Raw genomic sequence first — 22,246 nt, 5'->3', positions numbered from 1 at the left:
GCGGCGGCAGCTGGGCCAGCAGCTGCTCGCCGAAGGCCAGGGCCGCGCGGCGGAACTGTGCCTTGATCTCTGCCGCAAGCGCGCGGCAGAAATTAAGCAGCGCCTCGCCCGACGACCCGGTTCCCGTCTTCACCTGATCCGCCAGCCACTGCTGGCTCACCGCCGGGAACGCCTGCTTCAGCAGCGGCTCTGCCCCTTCCTGCCACAGCCCTGCGCCTTCAGCCCAGTCACGCACGAGCTGGAGTATATGCCACTCCAGCTGGGCAGTGATCTCTCTCTGCTGAAGCCCGTGCCAGTGGAGAAGTCGCGTTGACTGCTCCTTCTCCCGCTTCGCCGCGGTGAACAATAGCCCGCGCCGGAAGCCGGGGCTGCTGCTCTCGATATAGGCTCCAGCAGCATCCCTTACATCGGCTGGCATCAGATTGCTGTTGCCAAGCAGGGCATCCAGCTTACTGCGCAGCTCCAGCCGCATCTGCTCCGGCAGCTGCACGAGCAGCTCTTTCGCCTGCGAAACCGCCCGGATCTCTGCCTCCACCGCTTCCTTACCGGCACCCCCGGCCGCTTCCAGTAACTGAGAGCGCTCCTCCTGCTGCTCCTCGCGGTAAGCTGCAAGCACCGCAGCCGCCGTATGGTGCATAGAACGGGACAGACTGTAGCCGAGCAGTTCTCCGCGCTGCTCCAGCAGAGCTGCAATTACCGCGAGCAGATCATCCCATTGGTTCAGAGGATGATCCTTAACTTTGAGTGAAGTAAACAACAGACCCGCGGAATGAATTCCCCATTCACGGAAAGCGCTTTCTACTTGCTGCCGGTATTCCACAATGGAGATTTCCAGTTCTCTGTGCTTGTCGATCTGGTTGATGATAAGGTACAGCGGCTTGCCCCAGTCACTGAGACTTTTGGCAAACGCCAGATTATTCTCCGATTGCACATGGTTGTAATCCATGACGTAGAACACAGCATCAGCCAAATGCAGCGCCGAGTGGGTCGCTGCCTGATGCCCCTCATCCGTGGAATCCACCCCGGGAGTATCCATTAGAACGCCGTGCTTCCCCAGCAGCGGGACTTCCTCCCAGACCTCAATCGCTGAATATTCAGCGCCCTGGCGGCAGTACTCCTGCAGCCGGTCTGGTGTAGTCTCTATTGCCGGGGCATGACTCCCAGGCACCTCCGGCTCTGCATGAAGCACTACCCGCGGAGCCCCGCTGCGGATCGATACGATATTGGCGCTGGTTGGAACCGGACCTGATGGCAGCACAGCTTTTCCGCATAAGCCATTAATCATACTGGATTTACCCGCAGAGAAATGTCCGCAGAAGGCAAGGGTCAGCTCCCCTGCCTGCTCTTTGAGCATCAGATCTGCAGCTATCTGCGCACTATTCTGTTCGCCCCAGCTCTCCAGCTGCTGCTTCAGCAGCATAAGCGTTGATGTACCGGATATTACTTCTCTCATCCTGCTCCGTTCTGCTCCCACGACAACCCCACTTTCTGCAATCTACAACATGTGCATCCAATTATATTTATAGATAAGAATTTATAGGCTTTGGGCTTCCACTTATGTGAAGCTATAACATTAGTATGTTTATCTGATCAGCAAGAATAGAATAATTACATTTTATCATCAGATTGTCACAAATCAACTAGCCGCTTTTACAAAATCAGCTATAATCCTTCACGAAAAACAAGACTTCGCTGGACTAATCGCCCCCTTGACAGATGATTCCAGATTTATTACTATATCCATAACAGATATATCGTAAGTGGATATAACCAATGTGGATATATATCTAAGATCTTCTATTATTGGACAGGAGGTGTGTAATGACCAAGAATAACCCATTGCAAATGGAGCAATTATCCGACTCAGCTTATTATATTCTGCTCGCGTTGCTCACTCCGAAGCACGGTTATGCAATCATGAAGTACATCGAAGAGCTAACCGAAGGCGAGGTCAGGATGGGACCCGCTACACTCTATACGCTAATCAAGAAACTGCAGAAATCCGGCTATATTCTATTAAACGAGGATGAGGATGAACGGCGCAAGACCTATCAGATTACTTCAAGCGGAACGGCTCTGGTGGAGGCTGAGATTGAACGGAGACTGCGCATGTCGAGGCACGGGAACATAGCACAGCTAAATGCTAAGGAGGCGTTGACTCATGAAAACTAATAAGCAGACACGGTACATTCCGTCTAACGGACTGGCTTTTGCCGAGCAGAGTGAAATGAATAAATTAAGCAGATTGTCGGAGAAAGGCTGGCTGCTGGAGCGGTTCTCCCTGTTTGGTTCTGGCTTCATTGTCCGCAGAGGTCCAGCACATAAGCAAATTTATTGTCTGGACATCCAGCATGTACCGCAGAAGGACGAGAATGAGTACCGTGAAATGTTCGCTGACAGCGGCTGGGGTTATGTGTGTTCCGCCGGAGATATGCATATATTCGTTGCGGAACCGGGAACCGTTCCCATTCATACAGACCGCTCAACACTCTATGAGAAATACCGCAAAATCACCCGTACCAGCAAAATCTTCGCTATTGTAATCCTGCTGCTGACGCTCACAACTTGTGTGCTGAGATATCTTTCCGGGCAGGTGTGGAATCTTGAACTGCTCCATAACCTCACGCATGTTTCCCTGCTGCTGTGTGCCGTGTTCTTCCTGCCTTCTCTTATGGTTTACATTGCCTATACGCTAAGGCTTAGAGCGTTCTCAGATTAGCCAAACACGCATATAACACCTCACACACTAAGGCCTTATCTTCGATGATTACTCAGGAATTTGCCGGGCCCCAAACCTATACATTCTTATCGTTTAACGCAAAAAGCCGGCCCAAGGGCCGGGCTCTTTGTACATATGAATTGCTATTAAGCTGTTTCCAGGACTGGAAGCAGGATTTCGAACACTTTACCGTGCTGCAGAATGGTGAGGCCGCGGGCTTTGTCCTTCATTACAACCACTTCAGGTTTCACGGACATACGTTCCAGGTAGAACTCAGGCACATCGCCGGAATGGCTGATTGTGATGCCCTCTACTTCCTGCTCTTCATTTTCTTCCATAGGGCTGTCCACCACACGGTCAAAAATATCGGAGAACGCTTCAAAATTATCGGTGTATACAGAAATGCACTTCATCTCTATCCCATCCTCTTCTTCATCTCTAAATCTTTGTTTGATTTCGTATGAACCTTATCTTTCCTGATTTCAGCGGTTTTCATACGTTTTTTGCCTTCCCGGCATACATCCAGCAGCGGGCAGACCTGACATTGCGGATTCTGCGACTTACAGTGATAACGCCCGAAAAAGATCAGCCGGTGGTGCGTTAGCGTCCATTCGTCACGCGGCACCGCCTTCATCAGCTTCTTCTCCACTTCCAGCACCGAATCTTTCCAGCCCGCAAGCGCGAGCCGTTTGGCTACCCGTTCCACATGAGTATCCACGGCAATGGCTGGTACGCCGAAAGCGTTGGATATGACCACATTCGCAGTCTTGCGGCCGACACCCGGTAAGGTTACCAGCAAATCATGGGCCTGAGGCACTTCTCCGCCATACTGCTCAATCAGAATGGAGCAGAGGTTCTGAATATGCTTGGCCTTGTTGTGAAATAAGCCAATCCGCCGGATATCCCGCTCGAGCTCTTCAAGCGGCACTGAAATGTAGTCGATTGGAGCTTTGTACTTCTGAAACAGGTCCTCGGTCACCTTGTTCACTGTTGCGTCCGTACATTGGGCCGAGAGCAGCACCGCTATGGTTAGCTCAAAAGCGTTACTATGGTTCAGCTCGCAATGCGCATCAGGGAACATGCCTCCGATGGTATCCAGGATGTGGCGGACTTCTGCAACTTTCATAGCGTCCCCTCCACCGAGTACTTACACCCGCAGTTAATCACACGGGCATAACTTCTCTAGATAAAAGAAATATAAGCAAAGAATACATTATATCGTATACTTCCATAGCGTTCAAGTGAACACAGCGCTGTCCTTATATTTCAAAAAAAACGTCTTGATTCAGGGCAAAACCCTGGATCAAGACGGTGTTTCACACGGAAAATCACCAAAACGATTATTGTTTCACTATTTCCACGATCTTGTCGTTGTTGAAATACATTATAATATTATCATTTTCTTTGAGAGATTGCACGGGTAAAGTCGTGTCACCTTGATGAATATATGCGTTTGCCGCAAGCACAAACTTATAATTTTCATTCAGAGTAGCGCGTTTGGTCATGATTTCATTGGTCGCAGTCTCATAACGCGAGAAGGTGCGGCTAAGCTGACTGAATACCGAAATAATGATTACCCCGCTGGCATCCTTACGCGCTAATACCCGGTCCGCTGTAGTAAGGCCGCTCAGATCAGTAGTGGTTACACCGTCCCGGGTAATTCTCACCCCTGCGCTGGCGGTGAAATTCTGAGACACTCCGGAATAATCCTTTACAGTGAAAGTTCCTGCTGCAGCGTCTACTGCAGAGACTTGACCGGAATACTGCTTAACCGCCTGCATAGACACTGGCGTGGACCCTTCAAAGCTTACGTTCACGTATTCCCCTGCTTTTACCTCGCTAAGCGATATCTTCTGGCCTGCCTCATTGGTGAGCGGAACTGCAGCAAGATAGAGCTCGCTGCTGCCGCCGGCCCATTTTACAGTCATCTTGTTAGTGTTGGCATTAACGGTTGCAATTTCAAGTTGGCTGGCCGAAGTCACCCGGAGAACCGAGATAATATCCTGGTTGGTGGAGAGCACCGCCGTTACCGGAACATTCAGAGCTACGTCGGCAATGGTCGCGCTGGTTTTACCAAACATATCGATGGAAAGCGGATAACCCATAGTCAGCAATTGACCATTGCTCAGCTTAATCACAATTGTACGGGTAATAGCATTGATTGAAGTCAATGTTCCTGTGTATTTCGTTGACAGTTCGACAGACATCGCGCGTTCATTAATGGAAGTTACGTCAATTTTACGGTTTTCAACCAGTTTGGCTCCCATCGTTGTCAGTGAGGTCGTAATTAATCCGCCGTACGCAAGCTTTGTTTTCTCATCCAATTTGATGACATGGGCTTTGCCGCTGTTGTCCGTAAAGGTCAGGAACTGGGTTTTGGAATTATAATCTACTACTGTGGCTGCAGTATATTGTTCAATTTGTCGGCTGATCACTTCAATCTTAGTCACCTGGTCGCTGCTGTTCAGCGTAAGCTGAACATTGTCTCCGGCTGTCTTATCTGCAATCAGATCACCAATAACTGGACTGGTGGCATTAGGAATAACAATAGCAGGTGTTGTTGCAAGCAGCTTCACTTCACGGCTGCCGTCAGTCTTTTGATAGACGATAGTAGAATCTGTCAGTTCATAGATAAAGCCCTTGACTGTACGTTCTACGCCCGAGGTTACTTCGACTGTACGGATCACATTATCCTTAATGGTATAAGAGACTGCAGCTCCGGTTTTCAGCTCCGCCGGGAGAAGAATAGAGTTTTGGGAGCTGAATAGTGAAGTACCATCCTCCCATTTGAAGCTTTCTGTCGTCCCGTCTGTATTCTTGAACGTTATGCTCTTGGAAGCCGTATCCACACTTTGGATCGTACCGGTTGCTGTCTTATTAACAACACCTGAAGTGACTTGAACTTTAACAACCCTGTGCGCACCGCTATAGGTTTCGCGCAGCAGTGATATTTTGCTTCCTGCTGTAATGGAAGAAGGTTGAATCACCGCTCCGTTAACATCATGGAAGGTAGTAGCAGCGTCATAGGCGTACTGGTCATACCCGTTAGCAGAATCAACCCAAATTATACCTGTTGACAGCTTCGCAAACGTCCCCTCCGCCTGATCGATTTGTTGTGTCGGATCAGTCAGTTCTACATAAGCTGCGCTATACGTTGCACCGATAACGGTCACCTTGGTGTAGGGCTGTATTTCATTCAAAGAAATACGGGTTTCAGAAGCACTTGTGAAATAAGCAGTGTTCGCATTCAATGTGAAGTCCGCTGTGTTGCCATTACTGAACAGTGTCAGCTTGCCGTCATTCAACGAACTAACTGTGCCTTTGAATGTATTGTCGTAGTCAAGCGTGTTGTGTGCCTCAGCACGGCTGAAGAAGGTGGCTAGCTGGGCGCGGGTAACCGCTCCCTGCGGGTCGAAGCGGTTGCCGTCCAGTCCGTTGGCCAGGCCCAAATCAACTGCGGTGTTAATATAGCCGCGCTTATTCGCAGATACCTTGGAATCGTCGGCAAAACCGGTCGGTTCACCCGCTGATGCTGCTGCAGATGCACTCTTACCCAGTGCCCGGACCAGCAATTCTGCGACCCACTCGCGGCTGGCCTTGCGCTCTCCCCAGGAGGTCTTCAGGTTATCTGCAGCCATTTCTACCGTCTTATCCAGCAGTCCCTGCTGAAAAGCCAGCACAACATAAGGCTTGTAATAGTTAGATACGATGAAATCAGCAGGAAGAACCACATCTGTGCTTGTGTTCACATTGCCCTGCAGTTTCATAAAGCGCAGCGCCATCAGAACAGCCTCTTGCTGGGTAACAGAGTCACCCGGACGGAATAAACCGTTATTCCCCACAACAATGCCTTGGGTTGCCAGCTTGTAGATATGTTTCTCGGCCCAGAAGGCCGTTTTGACATCACTGAATATCCCTGCAGCTGTTGCTGCTGACTGGGGAGTTACGGCAGCTGCCGGCGTCCCGGTTGAGGTGGTGTCGGCAAAAGCCGCTCCCGTGCCGCCAAGCACCATAGTGCCGGCCAGAACGGCGGACACCGCCTTAGCAGAATAAGCTTGAACCTTACGCTTTAATTTTTTGTGACCGGACAATTAGATATTCCCCTCTCTATGGCTCATCTGAATTTCTATGTTGCCTACTTCGTCAGCCATTGGCCTATTTCCTGCGCAATGCTTACAATCCGTTGTTCTCACGCGTTATTGGATGCACGAGATCCACATGCCCCATCAGGCTCTCCACTTGTTCTCCGTCTACCAGAACATCGATATTCTTCACTTCTTCAAACTGGAAGAAGGTCTGGGACAAAGCGCTGATTGCCAGGGCCTCACCGCCTGCACCAAGCTGTGCTTCTTCCGGCTTATGAATATCCAGGACAATCTGTCCATTCGTGAATTCCAGAGATTTCAGCTCAATTTTGCTCCAAAGCGGAATCTGGTCGGCATTCTTGCTGCTCTGGAGAGCCTTAAAGGCCTCTGTGTATTTTTCTTTGGCATCTGTGAAGCTGACAGAGACTTCGGCCGCCACCAGATCTGTCTGCTGCGGATCTGTATAATAGACCTGAATATTCTGGCTTTGCTTCTCTGGCGCTGCCGGCTGTTCAGTAGCTACAGGAGCTTCCGTGGCTGCAGGCTCCGGCGTACTTGTAGCCTGAGGTGCATTAGTGCTATTAGCGCTGCTGTCGTTCCCTGCGTTTCCTTCAGCTCCGCTCGATACGGAGGATGAATCCTGTCCTGCTGCATCTGCGGGTGAGGCGGTTGGTTTGTCACCGCATCCCGAAATTACTACGAGCAGTAATACTGCTATACCTGCATATGTCAATTTCTTGTTCATCACTAAATAACCCCCTCCATATGAATACGGGCAGGACAGGGCCGCAAAGTCCTTTGACCCCAATCTATGGCCGAAAGCCGACTTTGCGGCCCTGGCTGCCGCCCGCTGTTATTGAACCCCGAGATATTCCTTAATCCCGCTGACCATTGATGCAGCAACTTTGTTCTGAAGTGATTCCGTGAACAGAAGTGCCTCATCATTCTTGTTGCTGAGGTAGCCAACTTCAAGCAGTACCGCAGGCATCGTTGTCTCGCGTATAACGTGGAAGTTGCCGTAACGTACGCCCCGGTTACTAAGTCCGGTAGCCTGTACAAGATACTTGTGCATCACATTCGCCAGAGCCTTGCTGGCTTCGCGCTGATAGTAGGTCTCCGTACCGCTTGCTGCGGACGAGCCGCTGCTGTTGGCATGGACAGAGATGAATAAATCAGCCTTGAGGTTGTTGGCAATTGCCGCCCTGTCCTTCAGTTCAAGGAAGGTGTCATCACTGCGGGTCAGAACCACGTCAATTTTGTTCTCCTGCTTCAGCAGCTCCGCCGCCTTCAGAATAACAGCCAGATTGAAATTCTTCTCGTATTTACCGGTAACACCAACGGCCCCGGAATCCTTGGCGCCATGCCCGGCATCGAGCACCACCATTTTACGCCCGCTGTTGCCGGGCTGTGTAGAAGTATCTCCAGTGCTCTGCGCATTCAAATCAATGACAATCAGCTTGGAGACATCGCCCGAAACTTCAACGCTATAATTTTTCGAAGTAGTAAGGTCAATTACAAAACGTACAGTGTACGGGGCGGTACTATACAGAGAGTAACGCACACCGGATACATCCGGATAATCCATAACCGTAAGCATACCGTTCAGGTTGGGATCCAGCTGTTGTCCTGTACCGAATACATCCGAGAAAGTGGCATTCGGCAGGTCAATTACAATCCGGTCCGGTCCGCTCACTTTGGAAACCATCGGCTGGGTGTTGCCCTCAAGTGCAATGGTTAGCCTGTTCTCATTAAAGCTGATTCCGTTAATCATGCTCAGGCCGCTTGCCGCATCATCCGGTGGGGCTACAACGGTTCCCCCGTCTCCGTTACTTCCACCTGTTTCCGTGTTAGTATCCGGGATTTCCGGGGTAATAAGATCTACAATCTTATTCGTATTGTCCCATTTGACTGTAAGGCCAAACTGCTCTCCGATGAATCTGATCGGCACGAGAGTTGTACCGTTCCGCAGAAGCGGTGACGTCGTCAAGATCACGGTCTTGCCGTCTACGGAGGCTGCAGTCTGATTAACGATCAGCTGCATAGTCTTACCTTGCTGTTCAATCGTAACGGTCTTGCTTGTCTGATTCCAGTCAACCTTGTATCCAAGGTTCTCAGCGATCATTCTTAGCGGTACCATAATGGAGTTGTTTACATTTTCCACCGGAACATCCTGCCCTGCGGTCAGTTCCTGTCCATCCAGGAAAATCTTGTTGGTAGCCGCAGCAGCTTGTCCTTGCCCCGGCAGAATCACAACAAAGAACAACAGCAGCAACAGCATACAAGCAAATTTCTTCATTCTTCACCTCTAAGACTCTAGTATTCCGCCCCCAAACGAGCGTTCTTGGTGCAATCCTACTGACAACCTTCGACATAGTTTAGACGCCTGATGAACTTAAAAGTTGCGAATAAATACCATTAAAAATCAGGACTGTTCACACGCAGCTCCCTTGCCGCGTTACTTAAAGCCCAAGATATTCCTTAATTCCCGCCACAATTTCCCGTGCCAGACTATTTTGCATCTGCTCGCTGTACATAGCCGCTTCATTTCCCGGATTCGTCAGATAACCTGCCTCCAGCAGAACGGCTGGCATGCTTGTCTCTCTGGTGACATGCAGACTCTTCGATCTGACGCCGTTATCTTTGAATCCTGTACCGGCTACCAGATGCTTTTGCATGATTTGGGCAAGCGGAAGACTTTCGCTGCGGCTGTAATAGGTTTCACTGCCATTGACTTTGTCACGGTTCGGATACCCTACATCCAACGAATTCCCATGCAGCGAAACAAACAGCGTAGCCTTTGCGGCTTCAGCAATTCTCACACGGTCCTGCAGACCGAGAGTAACATCAGCTGTTCGTGTGTATACAACATCTGCCCAGCCCTCTTGTGTCAGAATCGCTCCAACTTTAAGGATAACTGCAAGATTGAAGTCTTTTTCCGCTTTGCCTGTGAGACTGATTGCTCCCGGCTGTGTGCCTCCATGACCTGCATCAAGCGCTACAATAGGCTTGCCGGTAAGTCCTGTATTCACCGGTGTGCCAGCTCCGCTATTCCCCGTATTGAGATCTACCGTCACCAGCCCTGTGCTGTCATCCGTACTCAGCTGGTAATTCTGGCTGCCTGTGGTTTGGATTACGAAACGGACCGTAGAAGGACTGGTGCTGAACAGTGCATAGCGTATTTCAGATACCAGCGGGTAGCCGCTTACGTCCAGCCTTCCCTGCGGACTGCCGCTGGCAGATACCCCCGGAAAGCTGCCGCTGAAATCAGAGGCAAACACAGCTCCCTGAAAATCAACTACAATCCGGTCAGGTCCGGTAATCTTGGTTACCATAGGCTTGGCACCTCCGGCAACCGCAATAATAAGACGGTTCTCACTGAATACAGCCCCCTTAACTGTCGGGGACGTAACTGCCGGAGTCGGAGAGGCCGTAATGCTGCCCTCAACCTCTTCAGTAATCTCTGTATTGGTCTGAGGCTGCGGTGTCGGAGCAGGGGATTGCACTGCCACCACAGGGCCTGCGGAGGCTGCAGGCGCCACGGTAGCTGAAGGCAGCGGATCTGCAGATACAGGTGTATCAAGCGGAATTCCGCCGCTTAAGTAGACTGTTTTGTCGGAATTATCCCAGCCGACACTGAGTCCGAACTGTTCACTCACGAAACGGATAGGAACCAGTACAGTACCGCCATTCTGCTTGGGAGCGGCATTCAGCAGCAGACTTACGCCATCGGCTTCAGCCGTCTTGCTTCCTACTGCGAGCTGTACCGTCTTGCCGTCCTGCTGGACGGTTACTTTGCGGGTGGTCTGCTCCCAGAGCACTTCAAAACCAAGGTTCTCCACCACCACCCGGATCGGAATCATAACGCTTCCATTCACGTTCTCAAGGCTGACCCCTTTGGGCAGCGCAAGCTCCTTACTGTCCATTACAATCCTTCCCTGGCTGCTTGCGGCAGCGGCAGCTTCATGGCCGGCGAATGACAGTAACAAGAGCGGCAGCAGCAGTAGGAATAACATCCGTTGTCCGGCTTTCTTCATCCTTTCCTCTCCTTTTGTCAATTGATAGAACCATAGATAAGATTAAGACGACAGAAATCCCCAAAAGTTGCCTTCTCAGGCAATGAATATATCGATTATAGCAAAAAAACTTCTATTTCCGACACCCGGAAATAGAAGTTTTGTGTAAAATTTGTAAAGTTTACGATTTTCTTCGCCAGATGTTCACTCTCTTCCCTGCAAGCATCCCGGCATTACTTAGCCGAAAAGCTTGGCAGCATGACGTTCTTCGTACGCTGCAATCTCATCTGCATGCTGAAGCGTCAGACCGATATCATCCAATCCCTGCAGGAGAAACTGGCGGCGGTGCTCATCCAGCTCAAACGTAATGGCAAGGCCGTATTCATCGCTCAATCTGTTGTTCTCCAAATCTACGGTCAGTGTATAGCCTTCATGCTCTGCGGTACGGCTAAACAGGTCATCCACCTGTGTTTCCGACAGCTTAATCGGCAGAATGCCGTTCTTGAAGCAGTTGTTATAGAAGATGTCGGCATAGGACGGGGCGATTACCACTCTGAACCCGTAATCCATGATGGCCCAAGGCGCATGCTCCCGGGAGGAGCCGCAGCCGAAGTTCGCACGCGAGATCAGCACGGATGCTCCCTGATAGCGCGGCTTGTTCATCTCAAACGCTGCATTATCATTTCCTGCTTCATCAAAACGCCATTCGTAAAAAAGAAATTGTCCAAACCCGGTACGCTCGATCCGTTTCAGGAATTGCTTCGGAATGATTGCATCCGTATCTACATTAACCCGGTCTACCGGGGCTACGATACCCGTTAATTTCTTAAATTCTTCCATTTGCTGTGTCCTCCTGCTCTCTCAATTATTCTATGAGTTGACGGCTTCCGTCTTGTAATTCCAGTCGCGGACATCGGTGAACCGTCCTTTAATTGCAGCCGCAGCCGCCATAGCAGGAGAGACCAGATGCGTGCGTCCGCCGCGTCCCTGGCGTCCTTCAAAGTTACGGTTGGAGGTCGATGCGCAGCGTTGTCCAGGCTGCAGAACATCCGGATTCATGGCCAGGCACATACTGCAGCCTGCTTCACGCCATTCAAAACCGGCTTCTGTGAAGACCTTGTCCAGACCTTCCTTCTCAGCCTGCAGCTTAACGCGTCCGGAGCCCGGTACAACAATTGCCGTCACCTTATCGGATACCTTATGGCCTTTGGCTACTTGAGCCGCAGCCCGCAAATCCTCAATCCGGCCGTTGGTGCAGGAGCCGATAAAGACATAATCAATACCGATTTCAGAGATAGGCGTACCTGGTGCCAGATCCATATATTCAAGCGCTTTTTCAGCGGCTTTACGTTCGTTTTCAGTGGTGAAGTCTGCAGGATTCGGCACACTTGAGTTGATGTCCGTACCCATTCCCGGGCTGGTACCCCAGGTAACCTGCGGAATCAGCGTTTCTACATCGAATTCTACGACAGTGTCATACTGTGCGCCTTCATCGCTTACAAGACCTTTCCAGATCTCCACAGCAGCGTCATAGGCTTCACCTTGCGGCACATATTGACGTCCACGCAGATAGTTGAACGTAGTCTCGTCCGGTGCGATCAGGCCGGCTCTCGCTCCGCCTTCAATCGACATATTGCAGACTGTCATGCGTTCTTCCATCGACAGGTCACGGATTGCTTCGCCTGTATATTCGATAACATAACCAGTGGCAAAATCCGTACCGTATTTGGCGATGACGCCGAGAATCATATCCTTGGCGGTTACTCCCGGATTACGGTTACCCGTGAAGCGCACTTCCATCGTCTTCGCCTTGGACTGCTGCAGACACTGGGTTGCAAGCACATGTTCAACTTCGCTGGTCCCGATCCCGAAGGCAAGCGCACCGAACGCTCCGTGTGTGGAGGTGTGGCTGTCCCCGCAGACAATGGTCTTGCCGGGATGTGTCAGGCCAATTTCCGGCCCCATAACGTGTACAACACCCTGGTCAATATCATTCAGATCGAACAGTCTGACACCGAAATCACGGCAGTTCTGTGAAAGGGTATCTATCTGCTGCTTGGAGATCGGATCTGTAATATTGTAGCGGTCCTTGGTAGGCACGTTATGATCCATAGTCGCGAAAGTAAGTCCCGGACGGCGGACCGGACGGCCGCTCAAGCGCAATCCTTCAAAGGCCTGCGGAGAAGTAACCTCATGAACCAGATGCAGATCGATATAGATGATACTTGGCTTGCCTTCCTCTTGATGAATAACGTGATTATCCCAAATCTTTTCAAACATTGTCTTGTTGCCCATGAACTTCACCTCATATAGTAGAATCGTTCCATTTGGATGAGAGCGTGGAGTCTCTCTTGAATGTTCTAAATATAACATCAGTACGTTTATAATTCCAAGATATGATTTCTATAGCATTTATAGGTTCATCCTATAGCGCACGCCTGCAGCACAACCGCCGAAAGTAGTTCCTTACTCTTTAAGCTTCTGCTGTTTCCTTATTGATACGTACCCGCAATGATTCCACGCTGAATGTCCATTTCCAGCTTAATCTCATTAAAAACATCTTCCAGTGTCCTGCTCGGAAGCAGTGTGTTCTGCCTGATATGACTGAGTACGACAGCCGTGCTCCGCTCGAATTTGTGATAATGTTCGCTTTTGACATTGATGAGAACTTGGCTGCAGAGAGCGGTTAATTGCAGGTAATCCGCCAGCACATGCTTCTGCATATAGGCCTGATGAGGCTGTGGCTTAGACCAGAAGCCGGTCTCCCCGTATAGATAGTTATGATTCTCATCCAATGGCTCGATGGCCGAATTATTATGAATAAAATACCCCAGCTGTTCTTCGAGCTCGTCAAATGATTGTATTAATCTTGCCAGAACGCCCATAATACCCCCCCGTTTATTTCGAAGAACGTATGCCTAGAGCATGCATAAGGGCTCCTGAAGAATAATTTAAGTATATCCTTATGTTCAAAATAAAGATATTTAATATGCAGATTATGTAAGATTATCAACCTGCTGAAGCGCACCACTCTTTTCGCTGTCAAACATCCACCTATACTAAATCGGATATCTATAGGTTATACTTATAGACAGTTTATCCATTCTTTATATTAAAGGAGCCTGTCCGTGGAACTCAGACAATTGCAATACACACTTCAGATCGCTGCAGAAAGAAACTTCTCACGTGCAGCAGACAAGCTGCATATCGCCCAGCCCTCACTGAGCCAGCAGCTCTCCAAACTGGAAAAAGAGCTGGGTGTTCTTCTCTTCCAGCGTAATACCAGCTCCGTTGAGCTGACCCATGCCGGAGAGAAATTCGTTGAGCAGGCCCAGGCGATCATTGATGCCGTGGAGCTGCTGCGCCAGGAAATGTCCGATATCTCCCAGCTCCGGACCGGACGGGTCGTGGTTGGCAGCATGCCGATCACCGGTGCGCATCTGCTGCCGCATGTACTGCCGGTATTCAAAAGCAAATATGCCGAGGTTGAAATCACCCTGCTGGAGGACTCCTCAATGAATCTGGAGAAGCTGACCGCCAGCGGCCAGACGGATCTAAGCCTGCTCTCCCTGCCGCTGGAGATTCCGACTCTGGCCTATGAGGTGCTTGGCGAGGAACGGATTGATCTGGCAGTCCCGCCTGAGCATCCGTTGGCAGCGCGGAGTGCTCTGGGTATCCGTACCTCACTGCATGAGCTTAAGAATGAACCGTTTATCGTGCTCAAAGAGGGTCAGGGCTTCCGTAAAATGACTGTTGAACTCTGCCGTGAAGCCGGTTTTGAGCCGCAGATTGTATTTGAAAGCAATAATATGGAGACCGTTCAGTCGCTTGTAGCCACCGGTATGGGTGTAACGCTGGTGCCCCATTTCATCGCACGTGCTCCGCGGAGTGAATTCGTACCTGTCTACCTGCCTTTGGCTGATCCGGTACCCAGCCGTACCCTGGTGGTCGCTTACCGGCGCGGACGCTACTTATCCCGGGCCGCCGAAGCTTTCATTGAAACCTTCAAAGCAACGGTTGCCGGACTGGCGGACGAATAAACAGCAGAAATTGCAAATGCCCATCCGGCTCCTGTATGAAAGCCGGGTGGGCATTTGCTGTATTTTCCGTGATAACAATTTTTATTTGCGCAAATTATGCTGCGTGATCAGACGGTTCTGATCATCCGGCAGACGGGCTGTACTCTCATCAACCGGTCCCTTAGTACGGGAATCGCCGGCTTTTTCCTCGACAAACTCTCTGATCGCCTTGTTTTGAATTTCGGCGGCTTCTTTGACATTTTGATTCTGTTCCTGCTGGACATTTGTGCTCTTACTCAAATCAATCCACCTCCTGGTAACAGATTATAAATACTTTACCCGTCCCCCTGAAGGTCAAACATTAAATTTGCTTCCCTCCATCACAAAAAAATTCGCCGGACGGCTCTTTGCAAACCCTGCTTTCCCATGGTATTCTAAATGACAAATAGTGAAACGTGCAGACGGGACCAGTAAGAATTGACAATGATTCGCGTGCAGAGAGTAAATTCCGGAAGGCTGGGAGAATTTACCGCGGATGTCTATTCCGAATCCTACCCCCGAGCGGCCTGCCCTGCAGGACGGATACTCCCGTTACGAGAATGAAGTCGGATGAACCCTCATCAATGAAGGTGGTACCGCGGAAGTTAACCCAGCTTTCGTCCTTTGCTAAGTCTAAGGATGGGGGCTTTTTGTCATTTTCGGGCTGACAGCGATTGAAATTTGAGAGGAAAGTGAAAGACAATGACGACAAGAATCGTGGTCAAAATCGGCAGCAGCTCACTGAGCGGCCCTGAGGGCGGATTGAACCGGTCTGCGATCGCCTTCTTCGCCGCCGAGATTGCCGCACTCCGCAAGCAAGGCTGTGAAGTCCTGCTGGTTACCTCAGGAGCGGTGGCGGCCGGATTCCGTGCTATCGGCTACCCGTCCCGCCCTAAGCTGCTGCACGAGAAGCAGGCCGCAGCAGCGGTAGGACAGGTTATGCTCATGCAGGCTTACCAGGAGGCCTTTGCCCAGCACGGTATTCCTACTGCACAGATTCTTCTGACCCGCACGGACTTCTGCAGCCGCCGCGCCATGAACAACGCCATGATGACTGTGGAGGAGCTGCTCCGGCTGGGCGCAGTACCCGTGTTCAACGAGAATGACACTGTATCGGTAGACGAATTGAAATTCGGTGATAATGATACCCTGTCGGCACTCGTCGCCAATCTCCTGAAGGCCTCACGGCTGCTGGTCCTGACGGATATGGACGGTGTCTACAGCGGGGACCCGCGCAAGCATCCGGATGCGGTCCGGTATCAGCATATAGAAGAGATTACACCGGAGATCTATGCTATTGCAGGCGGCGCAGGCTCAAGTGTAGGTACTGGCGGCATGCGTTCGAAGATCGATGCTGCCAAGATTGCCACCCGGGGAGGCGTTCCTGTCTTTGTAGGCAGAGTTACGGAGCCTGGTGATCTTTCACTGGCAGCTGAAGGCACAGGCAAAGGCACTTATTTTGCCACAACCCTCTCCTCCCTGCCCGTCAAGAAACAATGGCTTGGATTCATGTCCACCCCGCTGGGCTCCCTGTATGTTGACGACGGCGCAGTAGAAGCTCTGCTCCATGGAGGGCATAGCCTGCTGCCGGTCGGGGTCAGACGAATCGAGGGCAGCTTCCATTCGGGAGATGTCGTAGAAGTACTCGGCCCGGATGCCAAACTGCTTGGACGGGGCATCGTCAATTATGATGATACCCAGCTCCGCAGCATTCAGGGGCTTCCCAGCCGCGAGGTTGTCCCAAGGCTCGGTGAAGTACACCGGCTTGAGGTTATCCACCGCGACGAATGGATCACACTCCGGTAAGCTCACCAAACTTAGCGTATGCTTTCAAAGTAAGTTTTGTACGAAGCAGTTTCATAGATGCATATGCCAACAAAACTTTTAGGGGGAATTGTCATGAGTGAAGTGGTAAACAAAACGACGCTGGCCAAAGCGACCACAGGGGTACTCGCTAGCTTGACTACCGGTCAGAAGAATGAAGCTCTGCTTGTCATGGCCGCAGCCCTGCGCGCCGAAGCGGATTACCTTATTGCTGCCAACGCCGAGGACTTGGAGCGCGGGCGGATAAACGGCACACCGGAGTCGATGCTCGACCGGCTGGCACTGGATGCAGGCCGGATTGACAGCATAGCCGAGGGCCTGCAGCAGATTGCCGTGCTGCCTGATCCGATTGGTGACAATCTGGAAACCATCGAACGCCCGAACGGCCTTTTTATCGAGAAGGTCCGCGTTCCGCTTGGCGTTATCGGTATCATCTATGAAGCCCGTCCGAACGTAACCGTTGATGCTGCGGGCCTGTGCCTCAAAACTGGCAATGCCGTGGTCCTGCGCGGCGGCTCGTCCGCTCTTTCCTCGAACCGTGCGATCGCAGAGGTACTGCACCGCGCTTTGGCGGGTACTGCAGTGCCGCCTGATGCCCTGCAGCTGATCGAAGATCCGGATCGTTCCTCTGTCGATGAAATGCTGAAGCTGAACGGTCTGCTGGATGTCATCATTCCGCGCGGCGGAAGCTCACTCATACAGAATGTCGTGCTTAATGCCACGGTACCGGTAATTGAAACAGGTGCAGGCATATGCCATACTTATCTGGATGCCACAGCCGAACCCGGGATGGCGCAGCGGATCAGCCTGAATGCGAAGGCGCAGCGGCCTTCTGTCTGCAACTCTATGGAGACTTTGCTCGTTCACCGTGATTTTGCCGCCAGTCATCTGCCGGCTTTGGCAGAGGCCTTCCGCGGTGTCCATGTGGAACTGCGCGGCTGTCCGGCTACAATCGCTCTAGTCCCTTGGGCTCTGCCGGTTACATCGCAGGATTTCGCCACGGAATACAGTGACTATATTCTCAATGTCAAAATCGTGGACACTCTGGAAGCGGCTCTCGAGCATATCGCCGAGTTCAGCACCAAACATTCCGAGTGCATTGTGACCGAGGATGCCGCGAGTGCCGCCCGTTTCCTGCAGGAAGTGGATGCCGCCGCTGTATATCATAACGCGTCCACCCGGTTCACTGACGGCTTTGAATTCGGCTTTGGTGCCGAAATCGGGATCAGCACCCAGAAGCTGCACGCCCGCGGCCCGATGGGGCTGCCTGCGCTGACTTCAAGCAAGTATATTATCCATGGCTCCGGCCAAATCAGGGGATAATCAAGTATTCATGCTTCATATGCTAACATAACTTTTTAGGGGGACTACCAGCCATGTGTCAGCAACCATCCATTCCACTTATCAATCATAATATCGTTTTTTATGGCGCAGGCTCGATGGCTGAGGCAATTGTGCGCGGAATGATCGCCCGGAACGTAGTGGAATCCGGCAAAATCATCATGCTAAACCGCAGCAGCAGCGAACGTCTGGCTGAACTGCGCAGCCGTTATGGTGTTCTGGGCTACAATGATCCCGAACAAAAAACAGAAGCTCTGCGTACAGCACCTGTAATCGTGCTTGCGATGAAACCTAAGGATGCCGCAGAAGCCTTGCGTAATCTGGGCCCGCTGCTGTCACCGGATCAGCTCGTGATCTCCGTGATTGCCGGACTTACGATCCGCACCATGCAGGGTCTGCTGGGTAAACAACTGCCTGTAGTCCGCTCGATGCCTAACACCTCCAGCTCCATCGGCCTGGGTGCAACCGGCATAGCCTTCTCCAGAGAGGTTGACGAGCAGAGCCGCCGCACAGCCCTTAATATCTTCGAAGCTGTCGGGTTAACGGCCGTAATTGATGAGGAGCGGATGGAAACCTTAACAGGAATTTCCGGCAGCGGACCGGCTTATATCTACTACATGATGGAGGCCATGATTGCCGCTGGCATCCGCGGCGGACTGCCGGTTGAGCAGAGCCGCGAGCTTACGGTTCAGACCGTGCTGGGAGCTGCCCGGATGGTGCAGCAGACGGGTGAAGAACCTGCCGCGCTCCGCAAGAAGGTCACCTCGCCGAACGGCTCTACCCAAGCCGCGATTGAAGTGCTGGAACGCGGAGATTTTTTCGAAACGGTCATCGCTGCAGTTAACCGCTGTGCCGAGCGTTCCCGTGAAATGGGATCGTCTTTGGAGAAAGAGCTGCAATAATTCTTAGCATTTGTTCGTGTTACATTAACCCTATCTCCACAAAACAGCCCGCAGACCGCTTCCCCGAAGCATCTGCGGGCTATTTGTTGTCTGCCTTCCCCCTACCTATGCTGCTCCATCCAAACCGTTGCCCAATCTACCAATGACCTGAGTTCCATTAATCTTACCTCTGCATTCCCGGCCCGGTGAATCTGCAGATTCACCGCCTGCTCATACTCCTGCCCCAATGGGACAAAATCACTGTCATCCACTGCCTGTGTCGGGTAAGTTAACCACTTGCGGACACCCTCCACCAGAACAGCACTGCTCTCATTAACCATCTGCTTCCCCGGATAGTCAGCACGGGTCTCGGCCAGATGCAGCGATGTATTCTTGTCGTAGCCTACGCCAATCAGAAGAATATGCCCGTTCAGCTGATACAATTTGTCCAGGGGTGAACCGGCGCCAAAGATATTGCTCAGATCATGGTCTTTTACCAGATACTCCGCATGTTTGCCGAGCGCGGCAAAAGAACGGGCCGGATGATCCGACCTGGTGGCTCCTGGCCATTTCCGGAACATTTCAGCCACTACTCCCATCCCGATCGCCGGAGTAACCTCCTTGTCGTACGCAGGCCAATATTTACGGATAAGCGGCCACCACTCCGCAGGCTCTTCCCAGTGCACCCCGGTCTGGGGATCGAGATTCTTCCAGGTCTGTGAAGGCATCATCAGGGTGCCGTTCACACCGACAAGCTCCAGCAGCGCACGAATTAACGTCTCCGCCCCGCCAATCACGAAACCCAGACGGCTGAGGGATACATGTACTATCAAGCTCTGTCCTTCCTTGATCCCGCAAGCCCTTAATTGTTCCACCAGCTCTTCCTTCGTAAGAATCTGCCTGGATTCTTTACATTCGGTCATACGCTCCACTCCTTTTCTGAACTCAATATATATACAAAAAAGACAACCCCGCAGTAAGCTGCGGGGTTGTCTCCGGTGTACCCTGGAAAGCAGTGCCCTTGAATTTAATTCATTCTATGACAGGCATCGTAACCCTTCGTAAGAATCTGCCTGGATTCTTTACATTCGGTCATACGCTCCACTCCTTTTCTGAACTCAATATATATACAAAAAAGACAACCCCGCAGTAAGCTGCGGGGTTGTCTCCGGTGTACCCTGGAAAGCAGTGCCCTTGAATTTAATTCATTCTATGACAGGCATCGTAACGTTATGATTTCATCTTCCGCCGCTGCGGAATTTCTGGGAATAGGCTTTGACATCCTGGGCGTTCTTCACCCGGTTGCGGGCCCATTCCAGCAGAATGCGGTCAATATAGCGGAAATGAACTTTCCCGGCGAAGACAGATTCCTTCAGTGCAAGCAGAATCAGCTCTTCGGGATACCGGTCCTCATCGACCCAGCCGGAAATGGACTCACATTCCATCGGAGACAGCGGACGGCCGAATTCCTTCTCGAAAATACTGAACAGGCTGCGGCTCTCCTCGGCTTCCGTGCCCCCCGGCGCGGCCGGCCGGCCATAACCGCCCTCCGGAGCAGGTGACCCGGAATAATGGGCGGCAGCCCGGGAACCCGGCTCACTCTCAGCACGGCTGCGCTTCTCCTCCGAATGCTCTTGCGAGACTTCGGCCAGATAAGCACCGAGCTTGCCATACAGTCCGGAGAAGTTGTAGCGCTCATAATGGATATCGCGCAGCTCGTCGTTATCTCCGTCGATGCTGATGAATCCTTCCTTCATGAGCTTCTGCAGCTCTCCGGCAATAACCGAGATGCTGCGTCCAGTTACGGCCTGCAGCTCCTCGAGTGAAGGGAAATCAATTCCCTCCACTTGCCGGAACGAGAGCAGATGAATCAGCAGCATTGCCTCACTGCCAGTCAGATTCAGCTTCCGGTAATATTTCAAGAGTGCATAAGGAATGACGGCCATTCCGTTCTCCAGGCCGAAGGCTACGCCTTCGCCCCAGGTATTCCATCCTTTTCCGTCCATACTTAAGCCCCCTTTGCCCATCCTTACGGGTAAAGACGGTACAGCGTACGAGGGAAGGCAATCGTTTCACGCACATGGTCCAGACCGCAAATCCAGGCTACGGTACGCTCCAGCCCCAGACCAAAGCCGGAGTGAGGAACGGAACCGTAAGTGCGGAGATCCATGTACCATTTGTAGGTATCCATCGAAAGATTATGTTCCTTGAAACGGGCTTCCAGCAGCGCCGGATCGTCGATACGCTGTGATCCGCCGATAATCTCACCGTAGCCTTCAGGAGCGATCATATCCGCGCACAGCACCACTTCCGGACGCTCAGGATGCGGCTTCATGTAGAAGGCTTTGAACGAAGCCGGATAGTGGGTAATAAAGACCGGCTTGTCGCTCATTTCGGCAATAGCCGTTTCATGAGGTGCACCGAAATCATCGCCCCAGGCGATTTCATAGCCTTTTTCGTTCAGGAACTTGATTGCATCGTCGTAGGAAATACGCGGGAACGGCGCTTTGATGTTCTCCAGCTTCGAGACATCGCGGCCAACCGCCTCCAGCTCGGCACGGCAGTTCGTAAGTACGGACTGCACCACAAAACTGATGAAATCTTCCTGCACACGCAAGCTTTCTTCATGATCTGTGAACGCCATTTCCGGTTCAATCATCCAGAACTCGATTAAGTGGCGGCGGGTTTTGGATTTCTCAGCACGGAAGGTAGGTCCGAAGGAATATACGCGTCCGAGAGCCATTGCAGCAGCTTCCATGTACAGCTGTCCGCTCTGGGTCAGGTACGCATCCTCTTCGAAATACTTCGTATGGAACAGGTTGGTCGTGCCTTCAGCTGACGTTGGAGTCAGAATTGGCGGGTCAACCTTCGTGAATCCACTCTCATTGAAGAACTGCTGAACCGCACGGATAATCTCCGCTCGGATCACCATTACTGCCCGCTGCTTGGAAGAACGCAGCCAGAGATGACGGTGATCCATCAGGAAGTCGACACCATGCTCCTTGGGCGTAATCGGATAATTCTCAGTAAGATGCAATACCTCTATACCTGTAACCGTCATTTCAAAACCTGACTGGCTGCGGGGCTCTTCACGGATAATTCCGGTAACATACAGCGAGCTTTCCTGGGTAAGGCTCTTGGCATCATCCCAGACCTGCTCAGGTACTTCCGATTTCACCACAACGCCCTGGATATAGCCTGTACCATCCCGAAGCTGCAGGAACTGAATTTTACCGCTGGAGCGCTTGTTGTTAACCCAACATCCGATAACAACACTCTCTCCAACATGCTCATTCACATTCTTGATTACACTCTTGTTAGCCAT

Annotated in this window: 20 protein-coding genes; 6 read left to right on the top strand and 14 right to left on the bottom strand. The window is 51.6% G+C overall.

The features are described from left to right. Positions 1–1,453 (bottom strand): dynamin family protein (locus QW71_RS31325; protein ID WP_039308868.1); only part of this gene is annotated, 1,453 nt, incomplete at its 3' end. Positions 1,454–1,821: 368 nt separating this feature from the next. Between QW71_RS31325 and QW71_RS31320 the strand changes: the two genes are divergently transcribed. Both QW71_RS31320 and QW71_RS38390 read left to right on the top strand, forming a co-directional pair. Then, complete coding sequence (locus QW71_RS31320; RefSeq protein WP_039308867.1) at positions 1,822–2,172, top strand: PadR family transcriptional regulator; 351 nt, start codon at positions 1,822–1,824, stop codon at positions 2,170–2,172. After that, positions 2,162–2,719 (top strand): DUF2812 domain-containing protein, encoded by a 558-nt coding sequence (locus QW71_RS38390; RefSeq protein WP_052770477.1) that lies wholly within the window; start codon positions 2,162–2,164, stop codon positions 2,717–2,719. Before QW71_RS31320 ends, QW71_RS38390 begins: the two co-directional genes overlap by 11 nt. Before the next feature lie 146 nt (positions 2,720–2,865). Here QW71_RS38390 and QW71_RS31310 read toward each other — a convergent pair whose 3' ends face one another. The 9 genes from QW71_RS31310 to QW71_RS31270 form a co-directional block, all read right to left on the bottom strand. Further along, on the bottom strand, positions 2,866–3,132 hold the full coding sequence (locus tag QW71_RS31310) for a hypothetical protein (protein ID WP_039308864.1): 267 nt from the start codon (positions 3,130–3,132) through the stop codon (positions 2,866–2,868). A gap of 2 nt (positions 3,133–3,134) precedes the next feature. After that, on the bottom strand, positions 3,135–3,845 hold the full coding sequence (nth, locus tag QW71_RS31305) for an endonuclease III (RefSeq protein ID WP_039308862.1): 711 nt from the start codon (positions 3,843–3,845) through the stop codon (positions 3,135–3,137). Between the two features lie 214 nt (positions 3,846–4,059). Further along, positions 4,060–6,810: an S-layer homology domain-containing protein gene (locus QW71_RS31300; RefSeq protein WP_039308861.1), complete on the bottom strand. Its 2,751-nt coding sequence runs from the start codon at positions 6,808–6,810 to the stop codon at positions 4,060–4,062. An 82-nt stretch (positions 6,811–6,892) separates the two neighbouring features. Further along, on the bottom strand, positions 6,893–7,549 hold the full coding sequence (locus tag QW71_RS31295; RefSeq protein WP_039308860.1) for a GerMN domain-containing protein: 657 nt from the start codon (positions 7,547–7,549) through the stop codon (positions 6,893–6,895). A 108-nt stretch (positions 7,550–7,657) separates the two neighbouring features. Further along, on the bottom strand, positions 7,658–9,100 hold the full coding sequence (locus tag QW71_RS31290; protein ID WP_039308858.1) for an N-acetylmuramoyl-L-alanine amidase family protein: 1,443 nt from the start codon (positions 9,098–9,100) through the stop codon (positions 7,658–7,660). 163 nt (positions 9,101–9,263) lie between these two features. Next, on the bottom strand, positions 9,264–10,838 hold the full coding sequence (locus tag QW71_RS31285) for an N-acetylmuramoyl-L-alanine amidase (RefSeq protein ID WP_039308856.1): 1,575 nt from the start codon (positions 10,836–10,838) through the stop codon (positions 9,264–9,266). 216 nt (positions 10,839–11,054) lie between these two features. Next, positions 11,055–11,657: a 3-isopropylmalate dehydratase small subunit gene (gene leuD / locus QW71_RS31280; RefSeq protein WP_039308853.1), complete on the bottom strand. Its 603-nt coding sequence runs from the start codon at positions 11,655–11,657 to the stop codon at positions 11,055–11,057. A gap of 30 nt (positions 11,658–11,687) precedes the next feature. Beyond that, positions 11,688–13,112 (bottom strand): 3-isopropylmalate dehydratase large subunit, encoded by a 1,425-nt coding sequence (leuC, locus tag QW71_RS31275; protein ID WP_039308852.1) that lies wholly within the window; start codon positions 13,110–13,112, stop codon positions 11,688–11,690. A 197-nt stretch (positions 13,113–13,309) separates the two neighbouring features. Next, positions 13,310–13,702 (bottom strand): hypothetical protein, encoded by a 393-nt coding sequence (locus tag QW71_RS31270; protein ID WP_039308850.1) that lies wholly within the window; start codon positions 13,700–13,702, stop codon positions 13,310–13,312. 243 nt (positions 13,703–13,945) lie between these two features. Here QW71_RS31270 and QW71_RS31265 point away from each other — a divergent pair, with 243 nt between their 5' ends. Continuing rightward, positions 13,946–14,857, top strand: a complete 912-nt coding sequence (locus tag QW71_RS31265; protein ID WP_039308847.1) for a LysR family transcriptional regulator — start codon at positions 13,946–13,948, stop codon at positions 14,855–14,857. Positions 14,858–14,938: 81 nt separating this feature from the next. Here QW71_RS31265 and QW71_RS31260 read toward each other — a convergent pair whose 3' ends face one another. Further along, positions 14,939–15,136 carry a hypothetical protein gene (locus QW71_RS31260; protein WP_039308845.1) on the bottom strand — a complete coding sequence of 66 codons (198 nt, stop codon included), beginning with the start codon at positions 15,134–15,136 and terminating at the stop codon, positions 14,939–14,941. 441 nt (positions 15,137–15,577) lie between these two features. Between QW71_RS31260 and proB the strand changes: the two genes are divergently transcribed. From proB to proC, 3 genes are all read left to right on the top strand, one after another. Then, a complete protein-coding gene (gene proB / locus QW71_RS31255; protein ID WP_039308843.1) occupies positions 15,578–16,681 on the top strand; it encodes a glutamate 5-kinase in 1,104 nt (367 codons plus the stop codon). Between the two features lie 93 nt (positions 16,682–16,774). Beyond that, positions 16,775–18,022 carry a glutamate-5-semialdehyde dehydrogenase gene (locus QW71_RS31250; protein ID WP_039308840.1) on the top strand — a complete coding sequence of 416 codons (1,248 nt, stop codon included), beginning with the start codon at positions 16,775–16,777 and terminating at the stop codon, positions 18,020–18,022. A 53-nt stretch (positions 18,023–18,075) separates the two neighbouring features. Continuing rightward, positions 18,076–18,942: a pyrroline-5-carboxylate reductase gene (gene proC / locus QW71_RS31245; protein ID WP_039308837.1), complete on the top strand. Its 867-nt coding sequence runs from the start codon at positions 18,076–18,078 to the stop codon at positions 18,940–18,942. Positions 18,943–19,043: 101 nt separating this feature from the next. Here proC and QW71_RS31240 read toward each other — a convergent pair whose 3' ends face one another. From QW71_RS31240 to asnS, 3 genes are all read right to left on the bottom strand, one after another. Beyond that, entirely contained in the window at positions 19,044–19,844 is an 801-nt protein-coding gene (locus tag QW71_RS31240) for an aminoglycoside N(3)-acetyltransferase (RefSeq protein ID WP_039308833.1), read from the bottom strand. 315 nt (positions 19,845–20,159) lie between these two features. Beyond that, a complete protein-coding gene (locus QW71_RS31235) occupies positions 20,160–20,927 on the bottom strand; it encodes a DnaD domain-containing protein (RefSeq protein ID WP_039308831.1) in 768 nt (255 codons plus the stop codon). A 23-nt stretch (positions 20,928–20,950) separates the two neighbouring features. Next, positions 20,951–22,246 carry an asparagine--tRNA ligase gene (gene asnS, locus QW71_RS31230; protein WP_039308828.1) on the bottom strand — a complete coding sequence of 432 codons (1,296 nt, stop codon included), beginning with the start codon at positions 22,244–22,246 and terminating at the stop codon, positions 20,951–20,953.

It is taken from the genome of Paenibacillus sp. IHB B 3415 (assembly GCF_000802655.2).
GTDB lineage: Bacteria > Bacillota > Bacilli > Paenibacillales > Paenibacillaceae > Paenibacillus_AQ > Paenibacillus_AQ phytohabitans.
This window is presented reverse-complemented; position numbering and strand designations above follow the sequence as displayed.

Coding starts and splice junctions, on each gene's coding strand:
- QW71_RS31320 (WP_039308867.1), top strand. CDS start 1,822: ATGACCAAGAATAACCCATTGCAAATGGAGCAATTATCCGACTCAGCT.
- QW71_RS38390 (WP_052770477.1), top strand. CDS start 2,162: ATGAAAACTAATAAGCAGACACGGTACATTCCGTCTAACGGACTGGCT.
- QW71_RS31310 (WP_039308864.1), bottom strand. CDS start 3,132: ATGAAGTGCATTTCTGTATACACCGATAATTTTGAAGCGTTCTCCGAT.
- nth (WP_039308862.1), bottom strand. CDS start 3,845: ATGAAAGTTGCAGAAGTCCGCCACATCCTGGATACCATCGGAGGCATG.
- QW71_RS31295 (WP_039308860.1), bottom strand. CDS start 7,549: ATGAACAAGAAATTGACATATGCAGGTATAGCAGTATTACTGCTCGTA.
- QW71_RS31290 (WP_039308858.1), bottom strand. CDS start 9,100: ATGAAGAAATTTGCTTGTATGCTGTTGCTGCTGTTGTTCTTTGTTGTG.
- QW71_RS31285 (WP_039308856.1), bottom strand. CDS start 10,838: ATGAAGAAAGCCGGACAACGGATGTTATTCCTACTGCTGCTGCCGCTC.
- leuD (WP_039308853.1), bottom strand. CDS start 11,657: ATGGAAGAATTTAAGAAATTAACGGGTATCGTAGCCCCGGTAGACCGG.
- leuC (WP_039308852.1), bottom strand. CDS start 13,112: ATGGGCAACAAGACAATGTTTGAAAAGATTTGGGATAATCACGTTATT.
- QW71_RS31270 (WP_039308850.1), bottom strand. CDS start 13,702: ATGGGCGTTCTGGCAAGATTAATACAATCATTTGACGAGCTCGAAGAA.
- proB (WP_039308843.1), top strand. CDS start 15,578: ATGACGACAAGAATCGTGGTCAAAATCGGCAGCAGCTCACTGAGCGGC.
- QW71_RS31250 (WP_039308840.1), top strand. CDS start 16,775: ATGAGTGAAGTGGTAAACAAAACGACGCTGGCCAAAGCGACCACAGGG.
- proC (WP_039308837.1), top strand. CDS start 18,076: ATGTGTCAGCAACCATCCATTCCACTTATCAATCATAATATCGTTTTT.
- QW71_RS31240 (WP_039308833.1), bottom strand. CDS start 19,844: ATGACCGAATGTAAAGAATCCAGGCAGATTCTTACGAAGGAAGAGCTG.
- QW71_RS31235 (WP_039308831.1), bottom strand. CDS start 20,927: ATGGACGGAAAAGGATGGAATACCTGGGGCGAAGGCGTAGCCTTCGGC.
- asnS (WP_039308828.1), bottom strand. CDS start 22,246: ATGGCTAACAAGAGTGTAATCAAGAATGTGAATGAGCATGTTGGAGAG.